Annotated in this window: 24 protein-coding genes; 18 read left to right on the top strand and 6 right to left on the bottom strand. The window is 41.4% G+C overall.

What is annotated here, in order from left to right:
• Window positions 1-11 precede the first annotated feature (11 nt).
• The 10 genes from gap (at window position 12) to ACNO7B_RS15660 (ending at window position 9449) form a co-directional block, all read left to right on the top strand.
• Window positions 12-1019, top strand: a complete 1008-nt coding sequence (gene gap / locus ACNO7B_RS15705; RefSeq protein ID WP_012011304.1) for a type I glyceraldehyde-3-phosphate dehydrogenase — start codon at window positions 12-14, stop codon at window positions 1017-1019.
• A gap of 213 nt (window positions 1020-1232) precedes the next feature.
• Window positions 1233-2417, top strand: coding sequence for a phosphoglycerate kinase (locus ACNO7B_RS15700; RefSeq protein WP_017359212.1), 1185 nt, complete (start codon window positions 1233-1235; stop codon window positions 2415-2417).
• A gap of 30 nt (window positions 2418-2447) precedes the next feature.
• Entirely contained in the window at window positions 2448-3209 is a 762-nt protein-coding gene (gene tpiA / locus ACNO7B_RS15695; protein ID WP_417901686.1) for a triose-phosphate isomerase, read from the top strand.
• Complete coding sequence (gene gpmI / locus ACNO7B_RS15690) at window positions 3202-4737, top strand: 2,3-bisphosphoglycerate-independent phosphoglycerate mutase (RefSeq protein ID WP_017359214.1); 1536 nt, start codon at window positions 3202-3204, stop codon at window positions 4735-4737. The genes tpiA and gpmI overlap by 8 nt, the downstream gene beginning before the upstream one ends.
• 29 nt (window positions 4738-4766) lie before the next feature.
• Window positions 4767-6059: a phosphopyruvate hydratase gene (eno, locus tag ACNO7B_RS15685; RefSeq protein ID WP_003212752.1), complete on the top strand. Its 1293-nt coding sequence runs from the start codon at window positions 4767-4769 to the stop codon at window positions 6057-6059.
• A 280-nt stretch (window positions 6060-6339) separates the two neighbouring features.
• Window positions 6340-6609 carry a hypothetical protein gene (locus tag ACNO7B_RS15680; protein WP_008347702.1) on the top strand — a complete coding sequence of 90 codons (270 nt, stop codon included), beginning with the start codon at window positions 6340-6342 and terminating at the stop codon, window positions 6607-6609.
• A 59-nt stretch (window positions 6610-6668) separates the two neighbouring features.
• Window positions 6669-7436 (top strand): ATP-binding cassette domain-containing protein, encoded by a 768-nt coding sequence (locus ACNO7B_RS15675; protein ID WP_008347699.1) that lies wholly within the window; start codon window positions 6669-6671, stop codon window positions 7434-7436.
• Window positions 7408-8805, top strand: coding sequence for a hypothetical protein (locus ACNO7B_RS15670; RefSeq protein WP_331832504.1), 1398 nt, complete (start codon window positions 7408-7410; stop codon window positions 8803-8805). The genes ACNO7B_RS15675 and ACNO7B_RS15670 overlap by 29 nt, the downstream gene beginning before the upstream one ends.
• The gene (locus ACNO7B_RS15665; RefSeq protein ID WP_146270561.1) at window positions 8802-9167 is read left to right on the top strand and encodes a hypothetical protein; all 366 of its coding nucleotides are present in this window, start codon (window positions 8802-8804) and stop codon (window positions 9165-9167) included. Before ACNO7B_RS15670 ends, ACNO7B_RS15665 begins: the two co-directional genes overlap by 4 nt.
• Window positions 9168-9449 carry a hypothetical protein gene (locus ACNO7B_RS15660; RefSeq protein WP_410684445.1) on the top strand — a complete coding sequence of 94 codons (282 nt, stop codon included), beginning with the start codon at window positions 9168-9170 and terminating at the stop codon, window positions 9447-9449.
• Between the two features lie 20 nt (window positions 9450-9469).
• Here the strand turns inward: ACNO7B_RS15660 and ACNO7B_RS15655 are convergent, their stop codons facing one another.
• Window positions 9470-9934, bottom strand: coding sequence for a GNAT family N-acetyltransferase (locus ACNO7B_RS15655; RefSeq protein WP_017359218.1), 465 nt, complete (start codon window positions 9932-9934; stop codon window positions 9470-9472).
• A 15-nt stretch (window positions 9935-9949) separates the two neighbouring features.
• The gene (locus ACNO7B_RS15650; protein ID WP_048001980.1) at window positions 9950-10414 is read right to left on the bottom strand and encodes a hypothetical protein; all 465 of its coding nucleotides are present in this window, start codon (window positions 10412-10414) and stop codon (window positions 9950-9952) included.
• A gap of 118 nt (window positions 10415-10532) precedes the next feature.
• Here ACNO7B_RS15650 and ACNO7B_RS15645 point away from each other — a divergent pair, with 118 nt between their 5' ends.
• A complete protein-coding gene (locus ACNO7B_RS15645) occupies window positions 10533-11168 on the top strand; it encodes a MarC family protein (RefSeq protein WP_202734219.1) in 636 nt (211 codons plus the stop codon).
• 54 nt (window positions 11169-11222) lie between these two features.
• On the opposite strand, the gene ACNO7B_RS15640 is transcribed toward ACNO7B_RS15645, so the two are convergent.
• A complete protein-coding gene (locus ACNO7B_RS15640) occupies window positions 11223-11759 on the bottom strand; it encodes a GbsR/MarR family transcriptional regulator (protein WP_017359221.1) in 537 nt (178 codons plus the stop codon).
• Between the two features lie 269 nt (window positions 11760-12028).
• Here ACNO7B_RS15640 and ACNO7B_RS15635 point away from each other — a divergent pair, with 269 nt between their 5' ends.
• The 4 genes from ACNO7B_RS15635 to ACNO7B_RS15620 are packed head-to-tail and all read left to right on the top strand — an operon-like array spanning window position 12029 to window position 15486.
• Window positions 12029-13177, top strand: coding sequence for a betaine/proline/choline family ABC transporter ATP-binding protein (locus ACNO7B_RS15635; RefSeq protein ID WP_008347682.1), 1149 nt, complete (start codon window positions 12029-12031; stop codon window positions 13175-13177).
• Between the two features lie 13 nt (window positions 13178-13190).
• Window positions 13191-13844 (top strand): ABC transporter permease, encoded by a 654-nt coding sequence (locus ACNO7B_RS15630; protein WP_410684449.1) that lies wholly within the window; start codon window positions 13191-13193, stop codon window positions 13842-13844.
• A gap of 13 nt (window positions 13845-13857) precedes the next feature.
• On the top strand, window positions 13858-14775 hold the full coding sequence (locus ACNO7B_RS15625; RefSeq protein ID WP_008347678.1) for an osmoprotectant ABC transporter substrate-binding protein: 918 nt from the start codon (window positions 13858-13860) through the stop codon (window positions 14773-14775).
• A 21-nt stretch (window positions 14776-14796) separates the two neighbouring features.
• Window positions 14797-15486, top strand: coding sequence for an ABC transporter permease (locus ACNO7B_RS15620; RefSeq protein ID WP_008347676.1), 690 nt, complete (start codon window positions 14797-14799; stop codon window positions 15484-15486).
• 81 nt (window positions 15487-15567) lie between these two features.
• Here ACNO7B_RS15620 and ACNO7B_RS15615 read toward each other — a convergent pair whose 3' ends face one another.
• From ACNO7B_RS15615 to ACNO7B_RS15605, 3 genes are all read right to left on the bottom strand, one after another.
• Window positions 15568-15888 carry a winged helix-turn-helix transcriptional regulator gene (locus ACNO7B_RS15615; RefSeq protein ID WP_007500199.1) on the bottom strand — a complete coding sequence of 107 codons (321 nt, stop codon included), beginning with the start codon at window positions 15886-15888 and terminating at the stop codon, window positions 15568-15570.
• 82 nt (window positions 15889-15970) lie between these two features.
• Window positions 15971-16372, bottom strand: coding sequence for a helix-turn-helix domain-containing protein (locus ACNO7B_RS15610; protein ID WP_008347673.1), 402 nt, complete (start codon window positions 16370-16372; stop codon window positions 15971-15973).
• Window positions 16373-16502: 130 nt separating this feature from the next.
• Entirely contained in the window at window positions 16503-16907 is a 405-nt protein-coding gene (locus tag ACNO7B_RS15605) for a helix-turn-helix domain-containing protein (protein ID WP_007500204.1), read from the bottom strand.
• A gap of 155 nt (window positions 16908-17062) precedes the next feature.
• On the opposite strand from ACNO7B_RS15605, the gene ACNO7B_RS15600 reads away from it, so the two are divergent.
• The 3 genes from ACNO7B_RS15600 to secG all read left to right on the top strand — a co-directional run bounded on the left by ACNO7B_RS15600 (window position 17063) and on the right by secG (window position 18045).
• On the top strand, window positions 17063-17296 hold the full coding sequence (locus tag ACNO7B_RS15600; protein WP_008347669.1) for a helix-turn-helix domain-containing protein: 234 nt from the start codon (window positions 17063-17065) through the stop codon (window positions 17294-17296).
• 37 nt (window positions 17297-17333) lie between these two features.
• Window positions 17334-17624, top strand: a complete 291-nt coding sequence (locus ACNO7B_RS15595) for an AbrB/MazE/SpoVT family DNA-binding domain-containing protein (RefSeq protein ID WP_017359225.1) — start codon at window positions 17334-17336, stop codon at window positions 17622-17624.
• Between the two features lie 187 nt (window positions 17625-17811).
• A complete protein-coding gene (gene secG / locus ACNO7B_RS15590) occupies window positions 17812-18045 on the top strand; it encodes a preprotein translocase subunit SecG (RefSeq protein ID WP_003212746.1) in 234 nt (77 codons plus the stop codon).
• Window position 18046: the final 1 nt, after the last annotated feature.

Here is an 18046-nt window from a genome sequence, read left to right as displayed (position 1 = left end):
GAGGAAACATCATGGCAGTAAAAGTCGGTATTAACGGATTTGGACGTATTGGACGTAACGTATTTCGTGCAGCATTAAACAATCCTGAAGTTGAGGTAGTAGCGGTTAACGATCTAACAGACGCTAACATGCTTGCACACCTTTTACAATATGACTCTGTTCACGGAAAACTAGATGCAGAGGTTTCTGTAGACGGTACGAACTTAGTAGTGAACGGTAAAACAATCGAAGTATCAGCTGAGCGTGACCCTGCGAAATTAAGCTGGGGTAAACAAGGCGTAGAAATCGTTGTTGAATCTACTGGATTCTTCACAAAACGTGCAGACGCTGCTAAACACTTAGAAGCTGGCGCTAAAAAAGTCATCATCTCTGCTCCTGCTAACGAAGAAGATATCACAATCGTTATGGGTGTAAACGAAGACAAATACGATGCAGCTAGCCACGATGTCATCTCTAATGCATCTTGTACAACAAACTGCTTAGCTCCATTTGCAAAAGTACTTAACGATAAATTTGGTATCAAACGCGGTATGATGACAACTGTTCACTCATACACAAATGACCAACAAATTCTTGATCTTCCGCACAAAGACTACCGTCGTGCTCGTGCAGCTGCGGAAAACATCATCCCAACTTCTACAGGTGCTGCGAAAGCTGTTTCACTTGTATTGCCTGAACTTAAAGGTAAATTAAACGGTGGCGCTATGCGTGTTCCAACACCTAACGTTTCTTTAGTTGATCTTGTTGCTGAATTAAATCAAGATGTAACGGCTGAAGATGTAAATGCAGCACTTAAAGAAGCAGCTGAAGGAGAACTTAATGGAATCCTTGGCTACAGCGAAGAGCCATTAGTATCTGGTGACTACAATGGTAATGCAAACTCTTCAACAATCGATGCTCTTTCTACAATGGTAATGGAAGGCAGCATGGTGAAAGTCATTTCTTGGTACGATAACGAGAGTGGATATTCTCACCGCGTTGTTGACCTTGCAGCTTACATTGCAAAACAGGGTCTTTAATTTCTCACACTGAAGGAACTCACTTGGTTCTTTCCTAGAGACACGATATAATGAAGACGGACAAGGGAAGGGGAAGCATCCCTTTCCCTTTTTCTCTGTATTTATCCGTTCTGCACGATTTCTCGTTTTGATGAGGGCAAAATGGGAAAAGGATAAAGAGAGACTTGTCCAATGCGTAAGGAAACCAGAATAAAGGAGGATCTCCTGACGAGCATGAATAAGAAATCAGTAAAAGACATTGACGTAAAAGGTAAAGTTGTGTTCTGCCGCGTAGATTTTAACGTTCCAATGAAGGACGGAAAAGTGACGGATGATACTCGTATTCGCGCAGCATTACCAACGATTGAGTATTTAACAGGACAAGGCGCAAAGGTACTACTAGCTAGTCATTTGGGTCGTCCGAAAGGTCAAGTTACTGAAGAACTGCGTCTGACACCTGTAGCAAAACGTCTGCAAGAGCTTCTTGGACAAGAAGTGAAAAAAGCAGATGAAGCTTACGGCGACAACGTGAAAAAGCAAATCTCTGACTTAAAAGAAGGAGATGTGCTAGTGCTTGAAAACGTTCGTTTCTATCCTGGTGAAGAAAAGAACGATCCTGAATTATCAAAAGCGTTTGCTGATTTAGCCGATGTGTATGTCAATGATGCGTTCGGTGCTGCACACCGTGCACATGCATCCACAGCTGGTATTGCAGCGTATCTTCCGGCTGTTTCAGGCTTCCTCATGCAAAAAGAGCTTGAGGTTCTAGGAAAAGCCATTTCAAACCCTGATCGCCCATTTACAGCGATTATCGGTGGCGCAAAAGTAAAGGATAAAATCGGTGTAATTGAAAGTCTTCTTGATAAAGTGGACAACCTGATCATCGGCGGCGGACTTGCTTATACATTTGTCAAAGCACTTGGCCACGAAGTAGGGAAATCTCTATTAGAAGAAGACAAAGTAGATTTAGCGAAATCCTTTATGGACCGTGCAAAAGAAAAAGGCGTGAACTTCCTGATTCCAACAGATGTTCTGGTAGCCGACGACTTTTCAAATGATGCGAATACAAGCATTGTGCCAATCTCTGAAATTCCAAGTGATCTAGAAGCACTTGATATTGGAACAGAGACAAGAGAGAAGTATGCTGATGTCATTAAAAACAGCAAACTTGTTGTCTGGAACGGACCAATGGGTGTATTTGAAATCGATGCATTCGCTAAAGGAACAAAAGCAATCGCAGAAGCACTGGCAGAAGCAAAAGATACATATTCTGTCATTGGTGGTGGAGATTCAGCAGCAGCTGTTGAGAAATTTGGTCTTGCCGATCAGATGAGCCATATTTCTACAGGCGGCGGCGCTTCACTTGAATTTATGGAAGGCAAAGAACTTCCAGGTGTGACTGCATTAAACGATAAATAAGACCAAAACTGCTATAAGGAAGTGTCAATCATGAGAAAACCAATTATAGCTGGGAACTGGAAGATGAACAAAACACTTGGTGAAGCTGTAAGCTTCGTTGAAGAAGTCAAGTCATCTATTCCATCTCCTGACAAAGTGGAATCTATTGTCTGTGCACCAGCCCTTTTCCTTGAAAAGCTGAACAGGCTTTCTAACGGAACAGACCTTAAAATTGGTGCGCAAAACATGCACTTTGAAGAAAATGGTGCATTCACTGGTGAAATCAGCCCTGCTGCGCTTAAAGATCTTGGCATCGGCTACTCAGTGATCGGTCATTCAGAGCGCCGCGAATTCTTCGCTGAAACAGATGAAACAGTGAACAAAAAAGCACATGCTGCATTCAAGTATGGCATCGTTCCAATCATCTGTGTAGGTGAAACGCTTGAAGAGCGTGAAGCAGGCAAAACAAACGAACTTGTCGCTGATCAAGTGAAGAAAGCACTAGCTGGTTTAACGAAGCAACAAGTCGCTGAATCTGTCATTGCCTATGAGCCAATCTGGGCGATCGGTACAGGTAAATCTTCTACAGCGAAAGATGCAAACGATGTTTGTGCGCACATTCGCCAAACGGTTGCAAGCGAATTTGGTCAAGAAGCGGCAGACAGCCTTCGCATTCAATATGGCGGAAGCGTGAAACCTGCGAATATTAAAGAATATATGGCAGAATCCGATATTGACGGTGCTTTGGTAGGCGGCGCAAGCTTAGAACCTCAGTCTTTCGTTCAATTATTGGAGGAAGGTCAATATGAGTAAGAAACCAGCTGCATTAATCATCTTAGATGGATTCGGTTTAAGAGGCGAAACAGTCGGTAACGCTGTTGCCCAAGCAAAGAAACCGAACTTCGACCGCTACTGGAACGAATTCCCGCATCAAACCTTAACGGCTTCAGGTGAGGCAGTGGGCCTCCCAGAAGGTCAAATGGGGAACTCTGAAGTTGGGCATTTGAACATCGGTGCAGGACGCATCGTGTACCAAAGCTTAACAAGAGTGAATGTTGCCATTCGTGATGGGGAATTTGAGAAAAACGAAACGTTCCTAGATGCAATGACTTATGCAAAAGAAAATGACAAGGCCCTTCATCTATTCGGTCTCTTGTCAGACGGCGGTGTGCATAGCCACATCCAGCATCTTTTTGCCTTGCTGAAACTAGCGAAAAAAGAAGGCTTAACAAAAGTATACATTCACGGCTTCTTAGACGGACGCGATGTTGGTCAGAAGACAGCGAAAGTGTACTTAAAACAGCTTGAAGAACAAATCAAAGAAATCGGTGTCGGAGAAGTCGCAACACTTTCTGGACGCTATTACTCAATGGACCGTGACAAGCGCTGGGATCGTGTGGAGAAAGCATATCGCGCGATGGCGTATGGTGAAGGCCCAAGTTATCAAAACATCTATGATGTCGTTGATGACTCCTATGAAAATGGAATCTACGATGAGTTCGTTATTCCATCTGTCATTACGAGAGAAAATGGTGAGCCGGTTGCAAAAGTAAACGACGGCGACTCTGTGATTTTCTATAACTTCCGTCCAGACCGTGCGATTCAAATTTCAAACACATTCACAAATGAAGATTTCCGCTCGTTTGACCGCGGGGAAGCACATCCGAAGGATTTACACTTCGTCTGCTTCACACACTTCAGTGAAACGGTAGATGGCTATGTGGCTTTCAAACCAGTGAATTTGGATAACACAGTAGGAGAAGTACTTTCTCAAAATGGATTGAAGCAGCTGCGGATTGCTGAAACAGAGAAATATCCTCACGTGACGTTCTTTATGAGCGGTGGACGTGAAGAAGAATTTCCTGGAGAAGACCGCATCTTAATCAATTCACCAGATGTCGCAACCTATGACCTCAAGCCAGAAATGAGCGCTTATGAGGTAAAGGATGCACTTGTTGCAGACATCAATGCTGATAAGCATGATGCGATCATTCTGAACTTTGCTAACCCAGATATGGTGGGGCATTCAGGTATGCTTGAGCCAACAATCAAAGCCATTGAAGCAGTAGATGAGTGCTTAGGAGCTGTAGTCGACGCAATCCTTGCAAAAGGCGGACACGCCATCATCACGGCAGACCACGGTAACGCAGACGTGCTCATTACCGAAGAAGGAAAGCCGCATACTGCACATACAACGAATCCTGTGCCAGTCATCGTAACGAAAAAAGGTGCGACGCTTAGAGAAGGCGGCATTTTAGCTGATCTATCTCCAACGCTTTTAGACTTACTTGGACTTGAAAAACCAAAAGAGATGACAGGAACATCATTGATTCAGAAATAACAAATTGATTCAAAAGGAGAGAAATAACGATGCCATACATTGTTGACGTATATGCACGCGAAGTATTAGACTCTCGCGGTAACCCAACAGTTGAAGTAGAAGTTTACACAGAATCTGGCGGCTTTGGCCGTGCACTAGTACCAAGTGGTGCTTCTACTGGTGAATATGAAGCAGTAGAACTACGTGACGGAGACAAAGACCGTTACCTTGGAAAAGGTGTTTTGACAGCTGTAAACAACGTAAACGAAATCATTGCACCAGAGCTTTTAGGCTTTGATGTCACTGAACAAGTAGCAATTGACAAAATGTTAATCGAACTTGACGGAACAGAAAACAAAGGGAAATTAGGTGCAAACGCAATCCTTGGCGTATCTATCGCTGTAGCACGTGCGGCTGCTGATTTCTTACAAATTCCACTTTATCAATACCTTGGTGGATTCAACTCCAAAACGCTTCCAGTGCCGATGATGAACATCGTCAACGGTGGAGAGCATGCGGATAACAACGTAGACATTCAAGAATTCATGATTATGCCTGTAGGTGCTCCAAACTTCCGTGAAGCACTTCGCATGGGCGCTCAAATCTTCCATAGCCTGAAATCTGTATTAAGCGCAAAAGGCTTAAACACAGCTGTAGGTGACGAAGGTGGATTCGCTCCAAACCTTGGTTCTAACGAAGAAGCACTTCAAACAATCGTAGAAGCGATTGAAAAAGCTGGTTTCAAACCAGGTGAAGAAGTGAAACTTGCGATGGATGCTGCATCTTCTGAGTTCTATAACAAAGAAGACGGTAAATATCATTTATCAGGCGAAGGTGTTGTGAAAACATCTGCTGAAATGGTTGACTGGTATGAAGATATGGTATCGAAATACCCAATCATCTCAATCGAAGACGGCCTTGATGAAAACGACTGGGAAGGTCACAAACTATTAACTGAGCGTCTTGGCAGCAAGGTTCAGCTAGTAGGAGACGACTTGTTCGTAACAAATACGAAGAAGCTTTCTGAAGGAATCAAAAACGGCGTTGGTAACTCAATCCTCATCAAAGTAAACCAAATCGGTACATTAACTGAAACATTTGATGCAATCGAAATGGCGAAACGTGCAGGCTATACAGCTGTTATCTCTCACCGTTCTGGTGAAACAGAAGACAGCACAATTGCAGACATTGCAGTTGCAACTAACGCTGGACAAATCAAAACAGGTGCTCCATCTCGTACGGACCGTGTGGCGAAATACAACCAATTACTTCGCATCGAAGATCAATTGGCTGAAACAGCTCAATACCACGGCATTGCTACATTCTACAACTTGAATAAGTAATGTAAAGCAACGCGCTGCGTGCGCTCTTTTGAAAAGAGCGTATCGCAGCGCTTTTTTTATGTTGAAATAAAGACGCAAAGCTGGCTCAAGCGAATAGGCTCTGCTTCCTTTGTCATATCCTATTTTTGTAAAAAATCATCCTTCAGTCAGAGGTGAAACGATGAGCTTGACGATTTATAAGCAATAAATCATGAAAACTCTTCTAAAAATATGATCTGAATTGAACTTATGCTATTTGCATGGGGGTGGTATCATTTTACATATATTAGGGGGTGATGAGATGCTGAATCCTTTTAGCCTTCGTTTTCCAGTAGGCGTGTACATGTATGTCCTTCACCTACTGGCGGCATATGATGAAAGGAAGCAACGAATTCTAACTTCTAAGAACGTACAGAAAAATGCATTTTGGATTTATGTCCTTGCCGCTATCTTAGGCATTGTGACAGCTGCAGCTTTGATTTGGGCATGCAAAACATTTGGAAAAGGCTCGAAATTTTTAGGAGAGTTCAAGTTTTTAGGCCTGTATATTAAAATCAAATGCGGCTTCTAACAAATGGTGAGAACAGATGCGAGGTCATCTGTTCTATCTGAAATAAATGGAGGGACATGATGCTGACATTACACTTAACAGAAAAAACGTATAGCCGCACCTTTTCTCTCCGCGATATTCAGTTAAATGTAGAGAAAGGACGTATGCTTCTGCTTTTGGGGCATAATGGGGCAGGAAAAACCACGATGATTCAGTCTATGTTTGGCCTGACACCATTTACGGGTGTTGTCTCTTTAGATGGTAAACAGCTGAATTTTCAATCCTCAGCACATATCTCCTTTTTGAAAGAACATGTTTCCTATATTCCTGATGATCATGCTTTGTTTGATTATTTAACGCCGAGAGAATATTTTCATTTACTCCAGCTTCCAGACAAACGAAATGGACCTCGAGAAGAGGCCTTCGTCGATCTGTTTGAGCTGAGACCTTATATGGATCAGCCAATTGCCCAGCTGTCTCATGGCAATCAAAAGAAAACCCAAATCATTTCACAGCTCCTTAGGTCTTGTGATTATTATGTATTCGACGAGCCTACAAATGGACTTGATCCAGATATGATGATCATCTTAAAAAAGGTGCTCATGAAGCTGAGAAATCAAGGTGCAGGCATTCTCATTTCTACCCATCATTTGGGCTTTGGTGAGACATTGTATGACCACCTTATGATCTTAAGAAACGGTGATATCAAGCTGGATATGTCACGTCAAGAAACAAACAAAACATTCCCTCATCAAGCACTTGAGGATATTTATAAAGAAGTGAATCAAGATTACTATATGCAGGTGGAGAGGTTGCTCAATGACTTGGACACGACACGTTCTTCATAAAATAGAATGGGGCATGCTCACAACGAAAATCAAGCAGCTCGGCAAAAAATATCCTTTGCAGCTTCTCGCCGCAGCCGTTTTTTTATTGCTGATCTACGCCATATACGTTGTCATGAGCCTGCGTTTTTTTATGCAAGTAGGGGAGAGCGAACCAGTTGCTTTATACCTTCAATTTGTGAAAATGACCCTGCTGCTTTTGGGAGCAGGTATTGTCTTTTCCCGTCATAAAATGAAGCGTCAAGAGTATCAGTTCTTCTTTTTGAATAGTGCGATGCAAAGTGTCTCATTTGTCCTTTGTGTGTATTTCTTTCCAGTGCTGTTTTGTTTCATCATGCTTGGTCTGCTTTTTTTACCCATCCTATTAGGACTGATCATTAGCGGCGTTACACTATCTTTGTATTGGATCATTGTGGTAGGGATCACTTGCTGTGGATTGGCGCTGTATACGCTTGCTTCTTGGATGCTGATACGCATTGGTGTGAGCCATTTTATATCAAAAACAAAAGAGCATTTACTGCTGCAAACGATTGGATTTGTGACGCTCGGTGCTTTCGTGTTTCTCCTTTTTCAAAAAGCGGTTGAGATGATTCACGTATGGCCGTCTATCTATCTTGTATTTCTGATGATCTTTCTATGTGCAGGGTGGTTTTGGCTGAAAGGCTTGGCGGCTTGTTATGTCAATCGGATGTTTTTGCAGCTAAAGGTAGAGGTGAAGTCGTTTTCTTACCAAAAAATCAGATCGGATTCTTCATTTTTCACACATCTGCGGCAGGAGCTTGTTTATTTTAGCCGATCAGCTGTGTTTAAAGAACAAGGTATTTTGTTCCTGTTTCTTGTCTGTTTCACGATAGGTCTCCCATTCATCTTTACTCCGGCAGAGACTGGCTGGCTGTATGCTTTTATTGTGCAGTTTGCCTTAAAGGAAATACTTATTATGCTTCCCCTGATGATTGGCAGGGAATATCATCTCCATCAGCGAGCCATTTTTATGTTAAATACATCAAAGGGTGCCTATTTATTATCAAGAATTTTATTTTATTACACAATGAATATATTGATTTATTTTGTCTATATCGGGCTTGCTTATTTCATGATTGGGGTTGAAAGTGAAGGGCACGGTTTGGCGAGTTTGTCCATTTTATTGATCACTGTCATGGCGGCATGTGTCGGGTTTGTCGTGAAGATTAGTGATTTTAATAAACTGTTTGTGATCGTGATGATGATTGCTGTGTTTAGTATGTTGGATATGCTTTTAGTCCAGTGGCTTTCAGCAAATACCCAGCTGCTCTCAACTGCCTATATGGCTTGTTCAGCCGCATTCTTCATCTTCATATATGCTGCCATGCTAAAGAGGCCGATTGTGCGATGATGACGCTTTTATTTTGCTTAATAGCCGTTGTGCTCATTCATGAACTCGGTCATATCCTGATGGTGATGGTGTGCAACAAAATCGAAAAAAGACCCATCTTTGATTATGTGGTGATGATCGATTGGAAGCACGTGTCGATTGTCCATGAGAAATTTTCACGGCCGGGTTTTAATATGATGGTCGCACTTGCAGGTCCTGTGTTTCCAGTGATCTGCTCGGGTGTGCTTTTCTTCATGTGGAGGCATCCATTGACGCATCCATTGCTGCTATTTTCTTTATTAAATACAGTAATGCTGCATCCAGCTTGCCCAGACGGGAAAAATATCATCGCCAGTTTAAAAGAGATGAAAGGAGAGAACTAAATGGTTAAAGTATTTCATTCGTTTTCTAGCGGCTTAACGCTTGCGATGCTTTATGTGTTTGCTGTGTTTATGACACCAGTATTTTTAATGCTGCTAGAGGTTCATCATGTTGAATCAAGTCCAACTCTATTTGGTATGCCATTTTATATCATGAAAATTGAACAGTATCAATTCAGCTCAGAGGCAACGCTCTTTGGATGCGTGGTCTGTTTTTTAGCGGGCGCCGCTCTCTACTTCTTGATTCAATATGTGATTTATGCAGTGAAAAAGAGCAGAACATAAAAAAAGCAGGCTGAATGAAGTCAGTCTGCTTGAAGAACGAGTGACAACCGCACCATATCCATACACTGAATACCGTTCTCATAAATCGGTTCATCATAGTGCTTCAGAAAGAAATCGTGATCGATAGACGCCATGCGAAAACCGCATTTTTGATAAAGGGCGAGCTGCTGAATACTAGAGTTGCCTGTGCCAATTTCAATTGTATGAAAGCCAGCTGCCTTGGCTTCTGAAATAGCATGGCGGATCAGCTGCTTCCCAATTCCTCTACCTTGCCATGACTCTTTCACGGCGACATTCATGATTTCCACTGTCTGCTGAGACAGAGGCGTCAGAACATACACACCAATCATGTCCTGTTTATGAAAAGCAACATAACAAGAACCAGATTGTACATAGGCAAGGACTTTTTCAGTTGAAGGGTCAGCTAATAGTAAAAGATCCATAGGGACAGATTGATCATGAGACAATGGCCGAATCTGTATCAAATCATTTCATCCTCTCTATTCTTTGATATACCCTTGTTTAACACCCCAATCATATTGATCCTGTACCCATTGAGAAGGGGGATGATGGGTGACATTTGGGTCTTTTTTGACAGTTGCTTTCCTAGTCGTTTGTGCTGCCTGCTTATTCGCTTGAGCCGTTGCTTTCGCTGATGCCAGTTCTTTTTGAAGCTGGTCTATTTTCAATTCAAGCGCTTTACGCTGTTTGGTTTCTTTTTGATGCGCCTTCTTTTCTTTCTTCAGCTTGTTTGTGACGGTGGACAATTCCTTTTTTTGACCATCCATTTCATCTTTCATATCCGTTCCTTCTGACTTTAATTGTGTCAGCTGCTCATCATTCTTTCTCATTTCTTGCTGGTGTTTATTCTCTGCTGCGGTGAGCGACTGCTGCTGCCACACAATCCATCCAGTTGTACCTAGGATGATCACAGACAAGACAATGATCGTGATGTTTTTTTTCATGTTCTATTCCCCTTTCGTTAAACCTCTATTATCATCGGTTAAAACAAACCAGGTTTTAACAGAACAAGGGAATATTCGCATCAGATTAGCAGACACTATGAAAAAAGGAGGGTGTCTGTTGATTTCCTTTATGATTCATGTCATTGTGTCACTATTTGCTGTCTCAAACCCCATTGGAAACGTGCCTCTTTTCATCACTTTAACAGAAGGCTACTCAGAAAAAGAACGCGCCCAGACGGCCAAAAAAGCGATTATTGTGTCTTTTATGATTTTAATTGCCTTTCTTTTGGCAGGCAGGCTCATTTTCAAATTGTTTGGCATTGATATCCATGCACTCCGTATCGCCGGAGGTATTTTTATTTTTGGTATCGCTTACAATTTACTGAATGCAAAAGAGTCACATGTTCAAAACCCTCATTCGGATGAAAAGGCAGAAAGCAAAGAGAAGGCCGATGTTTCAGTGACCCCGCTCGCCATTCCGATCATTGCCGGACCTGGTACAATTGCGACCGTCATGAGCTTAACGCCAGGAAGCCACCAAGTAACGCTTCATCTGCTTGCGATTCTTATTGGCATTGTAGTCGTACTTGCCATGACCTATTATGCATTTCATTATTCAAGTTTCATTATGCGAAAAATGGGGAAAACAGAGATGAATGTCGTGACACGATTAATGGGATTGATTCTAGCTGTTGTGGCAGTAGAGATGATTGGCGCAGGGATCAAAGGGATGTTCCCAATGCTGATGTCATAAGTGTATATAAAAAAGCTGTTTTTTTCTACAAAATTGTAAAATAAAACAGCTTTTTTAAGGTTTTGGCACATGTTGAAATACTTCTTCACTTTCAAAGAACTCAATTAAACGGCTAATCCAGTCATAATAATCGAGACTTTCCTTGATTTCTGAAAGAAGAAGATTGATTTTATCTACTGTTTCTTCTGGCAGGTCATCTTGTTCAAGCAGCTCCAGCAATTCCTTGCATGTCTTCTTATGTGCCTTGCGATTTTTGCTGACAACACGTGACCAATTGGCTGCAAACAATGAAATAAAGGTTTGATATTGATCTTGCTCAACGTCATATAAATCTTTGCGTATTCCTTTTTCATAAACCTTTTCAGCAATATTCAGATCAAGCATTTCTCGAACGACTTGACTCATTCTTGTTTTGCTCATGCCGGTCGCCTCTGAGAGCTCACCGAGCGTCATTGGTTTACGGTTCATATGAATGATACCAAGCACTCTACCCACTGTGGCAGAAAGACCAAAGGCATTCATGTTCTCGGCAGCTTTTTCAATATAATGATCCTGTGCTTTTTGAATGGCGCCTAACGCTTGCTTGTCCATTCCCCGCTTCATCCCTTCACGACTGACAATTTGTAACACAATATATCATATACCTGTTTGTTCATGAAAACAATAAATATTGAGTATTTGCTCGTAAGTTGGAGGAAAAAGGAGGGATCGGTACATATCAGGCCGTTAACTGAAAATTTTAAATAAATCTTATGCAATACAAACACATTGTAAACTTTTTATTTTATAAAGTTTGCACTATAATAAATAAGGTGTAAATTTTCTGAAAATATATATCCGACTAATTGGAGGTGTCTCATTTGCTGAAACTAGAGAATGTATCTAAGACGTATAAAGGCGGAAAAAAAGCTGTCAAAAATATTGATTTAGAAATAGCAAAAGGAGAATTTATTTGTTTTATTGGACCGAGTGGCTGTGGAAAAACGACAACCATGAAGATGATTAACCGACTGATTGAACCTTCCTCAGGAAACATATTGATCGAGGGAGAAAACATTATGAAAAAAGATCCAGTCCAATTAAGAAGAGAAATTGGTTATGTGATTCAGCAAATTGGACTTTTCCCTCATATGACCATCGCACAAAACATTTCCCTTGTGCCGAAGCTGCTGAAGTGGCCGGAAGAAAAACGAAAAGAACGAGCGCGTGAATTGCTCAAACTCGTCGACATGGGGCCGGAATACTTAGAGCGTTACCCTCATGAACTCAGTGGAGGACAGCAGCAGCGTATCGGCGTTCTTCGCGCACTCGCAGCAGAACCCCCTTTAATCCTGATGGATGAACCATTTGGAGCACTTGACCCAATTACAAGAGATTCATTGCAAGAAGAATTTAAGAAACTGCAAAAAACGTTAAATAAAACAATCGTATTCGTCACACATGACATGGATGAAGCGATTAAACTTGCAGACCGCATTGTCATTTTAAAAGATGGAGAGATTGTCCAAGTGGGCACACCAGATGACATTTTACGTAACCCTGCGAACGAATTCGTAGAAGAATTCATCGGGAAAGAACGTCTACTTCAGTCAAACCCGAATATGGAACGTGTGGAACAAATGATGAACACGTCCCCAGTCACAATTACCGTCGAAAAAACATTGACAGATGCCATCTTTATTATGAGAGAAAAGCGGGTTGATTCCCTGCTTGTCGTTGATGAAAATCATGTGCTGAAAGGCTATATCGACATTGAAACCATCGATGCAAACCGTAGAAAAGCAGCCTTCGTTGGCGATATTTTAAATACAGAATTTTATACAGTACAAGAAGGTGCACTTCTTAGAGATACTGTCCGAAAGATCTTAATACGTGGCATTAAATATGTACCGGTTGTCGATGCAAAAGGGCACTTAAAAGGCATCGTCACACGTGCAAGTCTTGTAGATGTCGTATATGACTCCATTTGGGGAGAAGATACCCCGGAGGCTGTCACTGAAATGAACTAAGGGAGGTGTACACATGGATCAAATCATCGATTTTCTTGAGAAAAATGGTGGGGAACTCCTCACAAAAATGTGGGAGCATTTATACATTTCTTTAATTGCCGTTGTGTTAGGCATTGTCGTGGCCGTTCCTTTAGGCGTCATTCTTACACGAATGAAAAGAGGCGCCGGTTTTGTCATCGGCGTCGTGAATATCTTTCAAACACTCCCTAGTTTAGCGATTCTTGCATTTTTTATTCCTATTTTGGGAGTTGGAAAAATACCTGCGATCGTTGCGCTATTTTTCTATTCCGTTTTGCCTATTTTAAGAAATACGTATGCCGGTGTTCAAGGTGTGAACAAAAACTTGCTTGAATCTGGTAAAGGGATTGGCATGACGACATGGGAACAAATTCGTCTTGTTGAACTGCCGCTTGCTGTTCCGGTCATTATGGCAGGGGTCAGAACCTCAACGATTTATTTAATTGGGTGGACAACACTTGCTGCTTTTATCGGTGGAGGCGGTCTTGGTGACTACATTTTAATTGGGCTTCAGCTTTACCAGCCGGAATACATTATTGCGGGTGCAATCCCTGTCACTATTTTAGCGGTCATCATTGACCTTATATTGATGAAGCTTGAGAAAAAAGTAACACCAGAAGGCTTAAAAGGATTGAAGGAAGTTTCATAAGGAGTTGGCTCATGTGAAGAATCGAAAAACAAAATGGATCAGTGCACTGCTTGCCGGATGCTTGCTATTCATAAGTGGCTGTTCACTTCCTGGACTAGCCGGCTCTTCAGGGAGCACGCTGCGAATTGGTGCACAAAACTTTACAGAATCAGAAATTATGGCCTATATGGTGGGAGACATCATTGAGCATTACACAGATAAAAAGACAACCATTGTGAAGAATTTAGGCTCAAATACCGTACAGCAAAAAGCAATGGAAAACGGGGATGTCGACATTTCGGCAACACGATATACAGGCACGGATTTAACAAGTACGCTAGGAATGGATGCAGAAAAAGATCCAAAGCGTGCAATGGAAATCGTCCAGAAAGAATTCAAAAAACGCTATGATTACAAATGGTTTGATTCCTATGGGTTTGATAATACGTATGCCTTTGCTGTGACGCAGAAGATGGCGAAGGAAAACAACCTAGAAACAGTCTCTGATTTAAAAAAGAATGCCAAAAATTATCGCTTCGGTGTGGATAATATTTGGCTGAAAAAGAAAGGTGACGGTTACGAAGGGTTTGTGAAAACATACGGAATTGAATTTGGAAGCACTTTTCCGATGCAGATCGGTCTAGTCTATGACGCATTGAAAAATGAAAAAATGGATATTGTGCTTGCCTATTCAACAGATGGCCGGATCAAAGCGTATAATCTCAAAATCTTAAAAGATGATAAACGATTCTTCCCACCATACGATGCATCACCAGTTGTCCCTGAGAAGGTATTAAAAGAAAATCCAGGACTGGACAAGGTAATCAACAGGTTGATTGGAAAAATCGATACCGAACAAATGCAAGAGCTCAATTATCAAGTCGATGGAGAACTAAAAGAACCAGCGACTGTTGCGAGAGATTTTCTAAAGAAACACAATTACTTTGAGTAAGATTGGGAGGTGTCAGAGCTGATGGACACACTGCAGCAATTATGGGCGTATTATCAACAGAACGGTTCATATGTGTTAGAAGAATTTTACCGGCATTTCCTCATGTCAGCGTATGGGGTATTGTTTGCGGCAATTGTCGGAATACCAGTCGGCATCTTTGTGGCGCATTACCGCAAACTGAGCAATTGGGTGTTCGCGATAACCAATGTCATTCAAACCATTCCAGCGTTAGCGATGCTTTCTGTGTTGATGCTTGTATTAGGACTTGGGGCAAATACAGTCATCTTATCACTCTTTTTATATTCGCTTCTGCCGATTATCCGTAACACGTACACAGGTATTGTCAGCATTGAGCATGCCTATTTAGAATCGGGGAAAGCGATGGGCATGACGAAATGGCAAGTGCTGAGAATGGTTGAATTACCGCTTGCTTTATCTGTCATTATGGCTGGTTTAAGAACCGCACTTGTGATCGCAATCGGTATTACAGCGATTGGGACATTTGTTGGTGCTGGAGGACTTGGGGATATTATCATCAGAGGATCAAACGCGACAAACGGAACAGCCATTATTTTAGCAGGTGCTATTCCAACTGCGCTCATGGCCATTATTGCCGACCTTGTCATGGGCTGGCTTGAACGCTATTTAAGCCCAACCAACAAGAAAAAAGAAAGCAAGGCATTAGCTGAAAAAAACATGACGTCCGCATAAATGCTTGAAAAGACAAAACCTCCTCTACATCTGTAGGGGAGGTTTTTTTATCATGATTAGGCGGCTCACATCAGGATACATTTATGATTCAAGTGTGATCCATTCAGAGGACCACTTCGCAATTTCCTCAAAAACGGGTGCAAGTGAACGCCCCATATCAGTTAATGAATACTCAATACGCACGGGTGTTTCAGCAAAAACCTCCCGTTTTACAATGCCTGCTGCTTCCAGCTCTTTTAATCTCTCAGATAAAACCCTTCCGCTTAAATTGGTCAGAGCTGCTTCGATTTCACTAAAGCGCTGTGAACCTGAGAGAAGCTGAAAAACAATCAGTGCCACCCAGCGTTTACTTAATAACTCAACTGCTTTTTCAAACCGCGGGCACATATCAGATTGATTCATCTTTCTTCACTCCAATCTGAACCCATTATACCGTAATTCTGTCAAAAATCGGCGCAAAAAGCTTGTCAATGATCAAAACATTTTACGATGACGAACGGCTGTTTAGTAGAAATAACAAATAGCGGTTTAAATCCTCTATTTCATGTTTTGAAAGGGTGGACCATATGTCCCCATTAAATATTTCAAGATCATCAAGTTCATATTGCTCTGCCGCTTCTTTTATTTGGGTAAAAGCCGTTTCTTCTTCCTTTATGACATAGGCAGAAGAAGCTTCTTCAATATACCCTGCAGCCTGCATCATGTCCTCATAAGGTACTTTTAATGCACCTGCTAGTTTTTTAATTGTAGGAGGTTTCGGAATGCCGCGTTTCCCGTTTTCAATCCGAGAAATACCAGCAGCGCTGACCTCTGAATACATCGCTAATTGGTTCACCGATAGTTTCCTTTTCTCACGTAATGCTCTTAAATATGCCCCGAAGTTCATCAACTCAAAACCTCACATGGTTAAAGATTAGTTATCTCTAGTGTACTCGACTTGTTGACTATTGGCAATAAGTGTACCATGAAAATATTGACATTAGTTAATGGTGGATGTATCTTAAGTTTATGCCCCGCTATTTGTTCGCCTTTTTTTGGTTAATGAGCGTGAGAAAGTATTGATTCAGCTGGCTGATGTCTTGTGCGGTGAGTGTTTCCCATTGGTCTCCATCGAAAATAGGGAGATGTTCTACATCCTTTTGAAGCGCCGTTTGATAGATTTTTAATATGGATTCATATTTCGGTTTCATTTCATGCACTTTTTCCTGTTCAATATAACCGGCAAGCAGCATTAAATCCTCATAAGGCACCTTCAAAGCGCGTGCTAATTTTTTTATGGTTAAAGGCTTTGGCACACCACGCTTTCCATTCTCAATCCGAGAAATACCGGCAGCGCTTACGCCTGAATACATGGCGAGTTGATTGACAGACATCTTTCTATTCTCTCTTAAAATGCGTAATTGTTCACCAAAGTGATTCATGTCATCGAACCTCACATTTCAGTATATGACTTATTTTAGTACGATCATTGACCAAAGGAAATAGAAAGGGTGTAAAAGTGTTGACATAAGTTAATGAATCCAGGAGATATGAGAGTCCTACATGTTGTACATATTGATCCTATAGGGAGGTTGTAATGATGGTCGAAAAGATTCAGATCAGGCGGGCTTTTGTGATGCAGTATATGATTGAAAACGATATGTCTTTAAATCAGCTCGCAGATGAAATTGGCATCTCTCCTGCCACACTCAGCAGGGTATTGAATGGTCACCGGAAGCCAGGACAGCTTGTCATTGGCAAAATGATTCATTACTTTGATAAAAAATTTGAAGATTTATTTTACTATGAAGATGTTGACAAAAGTCAATGAATGAAATCATTGTATGATCATTAAGGAGGCGGCTTCATTGAAAAGAACTGGAATGGTAAGACACATCGATTCGCTCGGCAGAATTGTTCTGCCTTCAGAAATGCGGAAGGTACTCAATATAAAAGAAGAGCAGCTGTTAGAAATTTTCATCGAAGATCAAACCATTATGCTGAAAAAATATGATGCAGATAAGAGCTGCTTATTAACTGGCCAAATAACGAAATACAACAAAAGCTATGGAAACGGCAATGTCATACTGAGTCCTGAAGGAGCTGAACGGCTGTTAGTAGAATTAAAACAGCTCTTAAAAGAAGAAGCAACTCGCTAAAAACGTTTTTTAACCTCAAAAATTGCATATAAAAAATGCTGCATACAATCCATTGGAGCGAAATTGAATCAAAATGACAAATAAAGTCGACAATATATAGGAAATCTTTATTTTGATGTTTCGTGACATGCACCTTGTTTTCATGTAAAATAAAGTTATGTGTACCAGTTTGTCTGGAGGTGTTTTCATGCACGCATTTGTTATCACATTACTCGTAATTGTCAGTATCGCACTTATCATCGTTGTATTATTACAATCAAGTAAAAGTGCAGGACTGTCAGGCGCTATTTCAGGTGGAGCCGAGCAGCTTTTCGGTAAGCAAAAAGCGAGAGGTCTTGACTTGATTCTTCACCGATTAACTGTCATTTTGTCAGTGCTTTTCTTCATCTTAACACTTGCATTGGCATATTTAGGCGTGTAGG

This window comes from Bacillus sp. AK25, from assembly GCF_048270685.1.
Taxonomy (GTDB): Bacteria; Bacillota; Bacilli; order Bacillales; family Bacillaceae; genus Bacillus; species Bacillus altitudinis.
The sequence above is the reverse complement of the archived record's forward strand: the minus strand, read 5'-3'. Positions and strand labels throughout refer to the sequence as shown.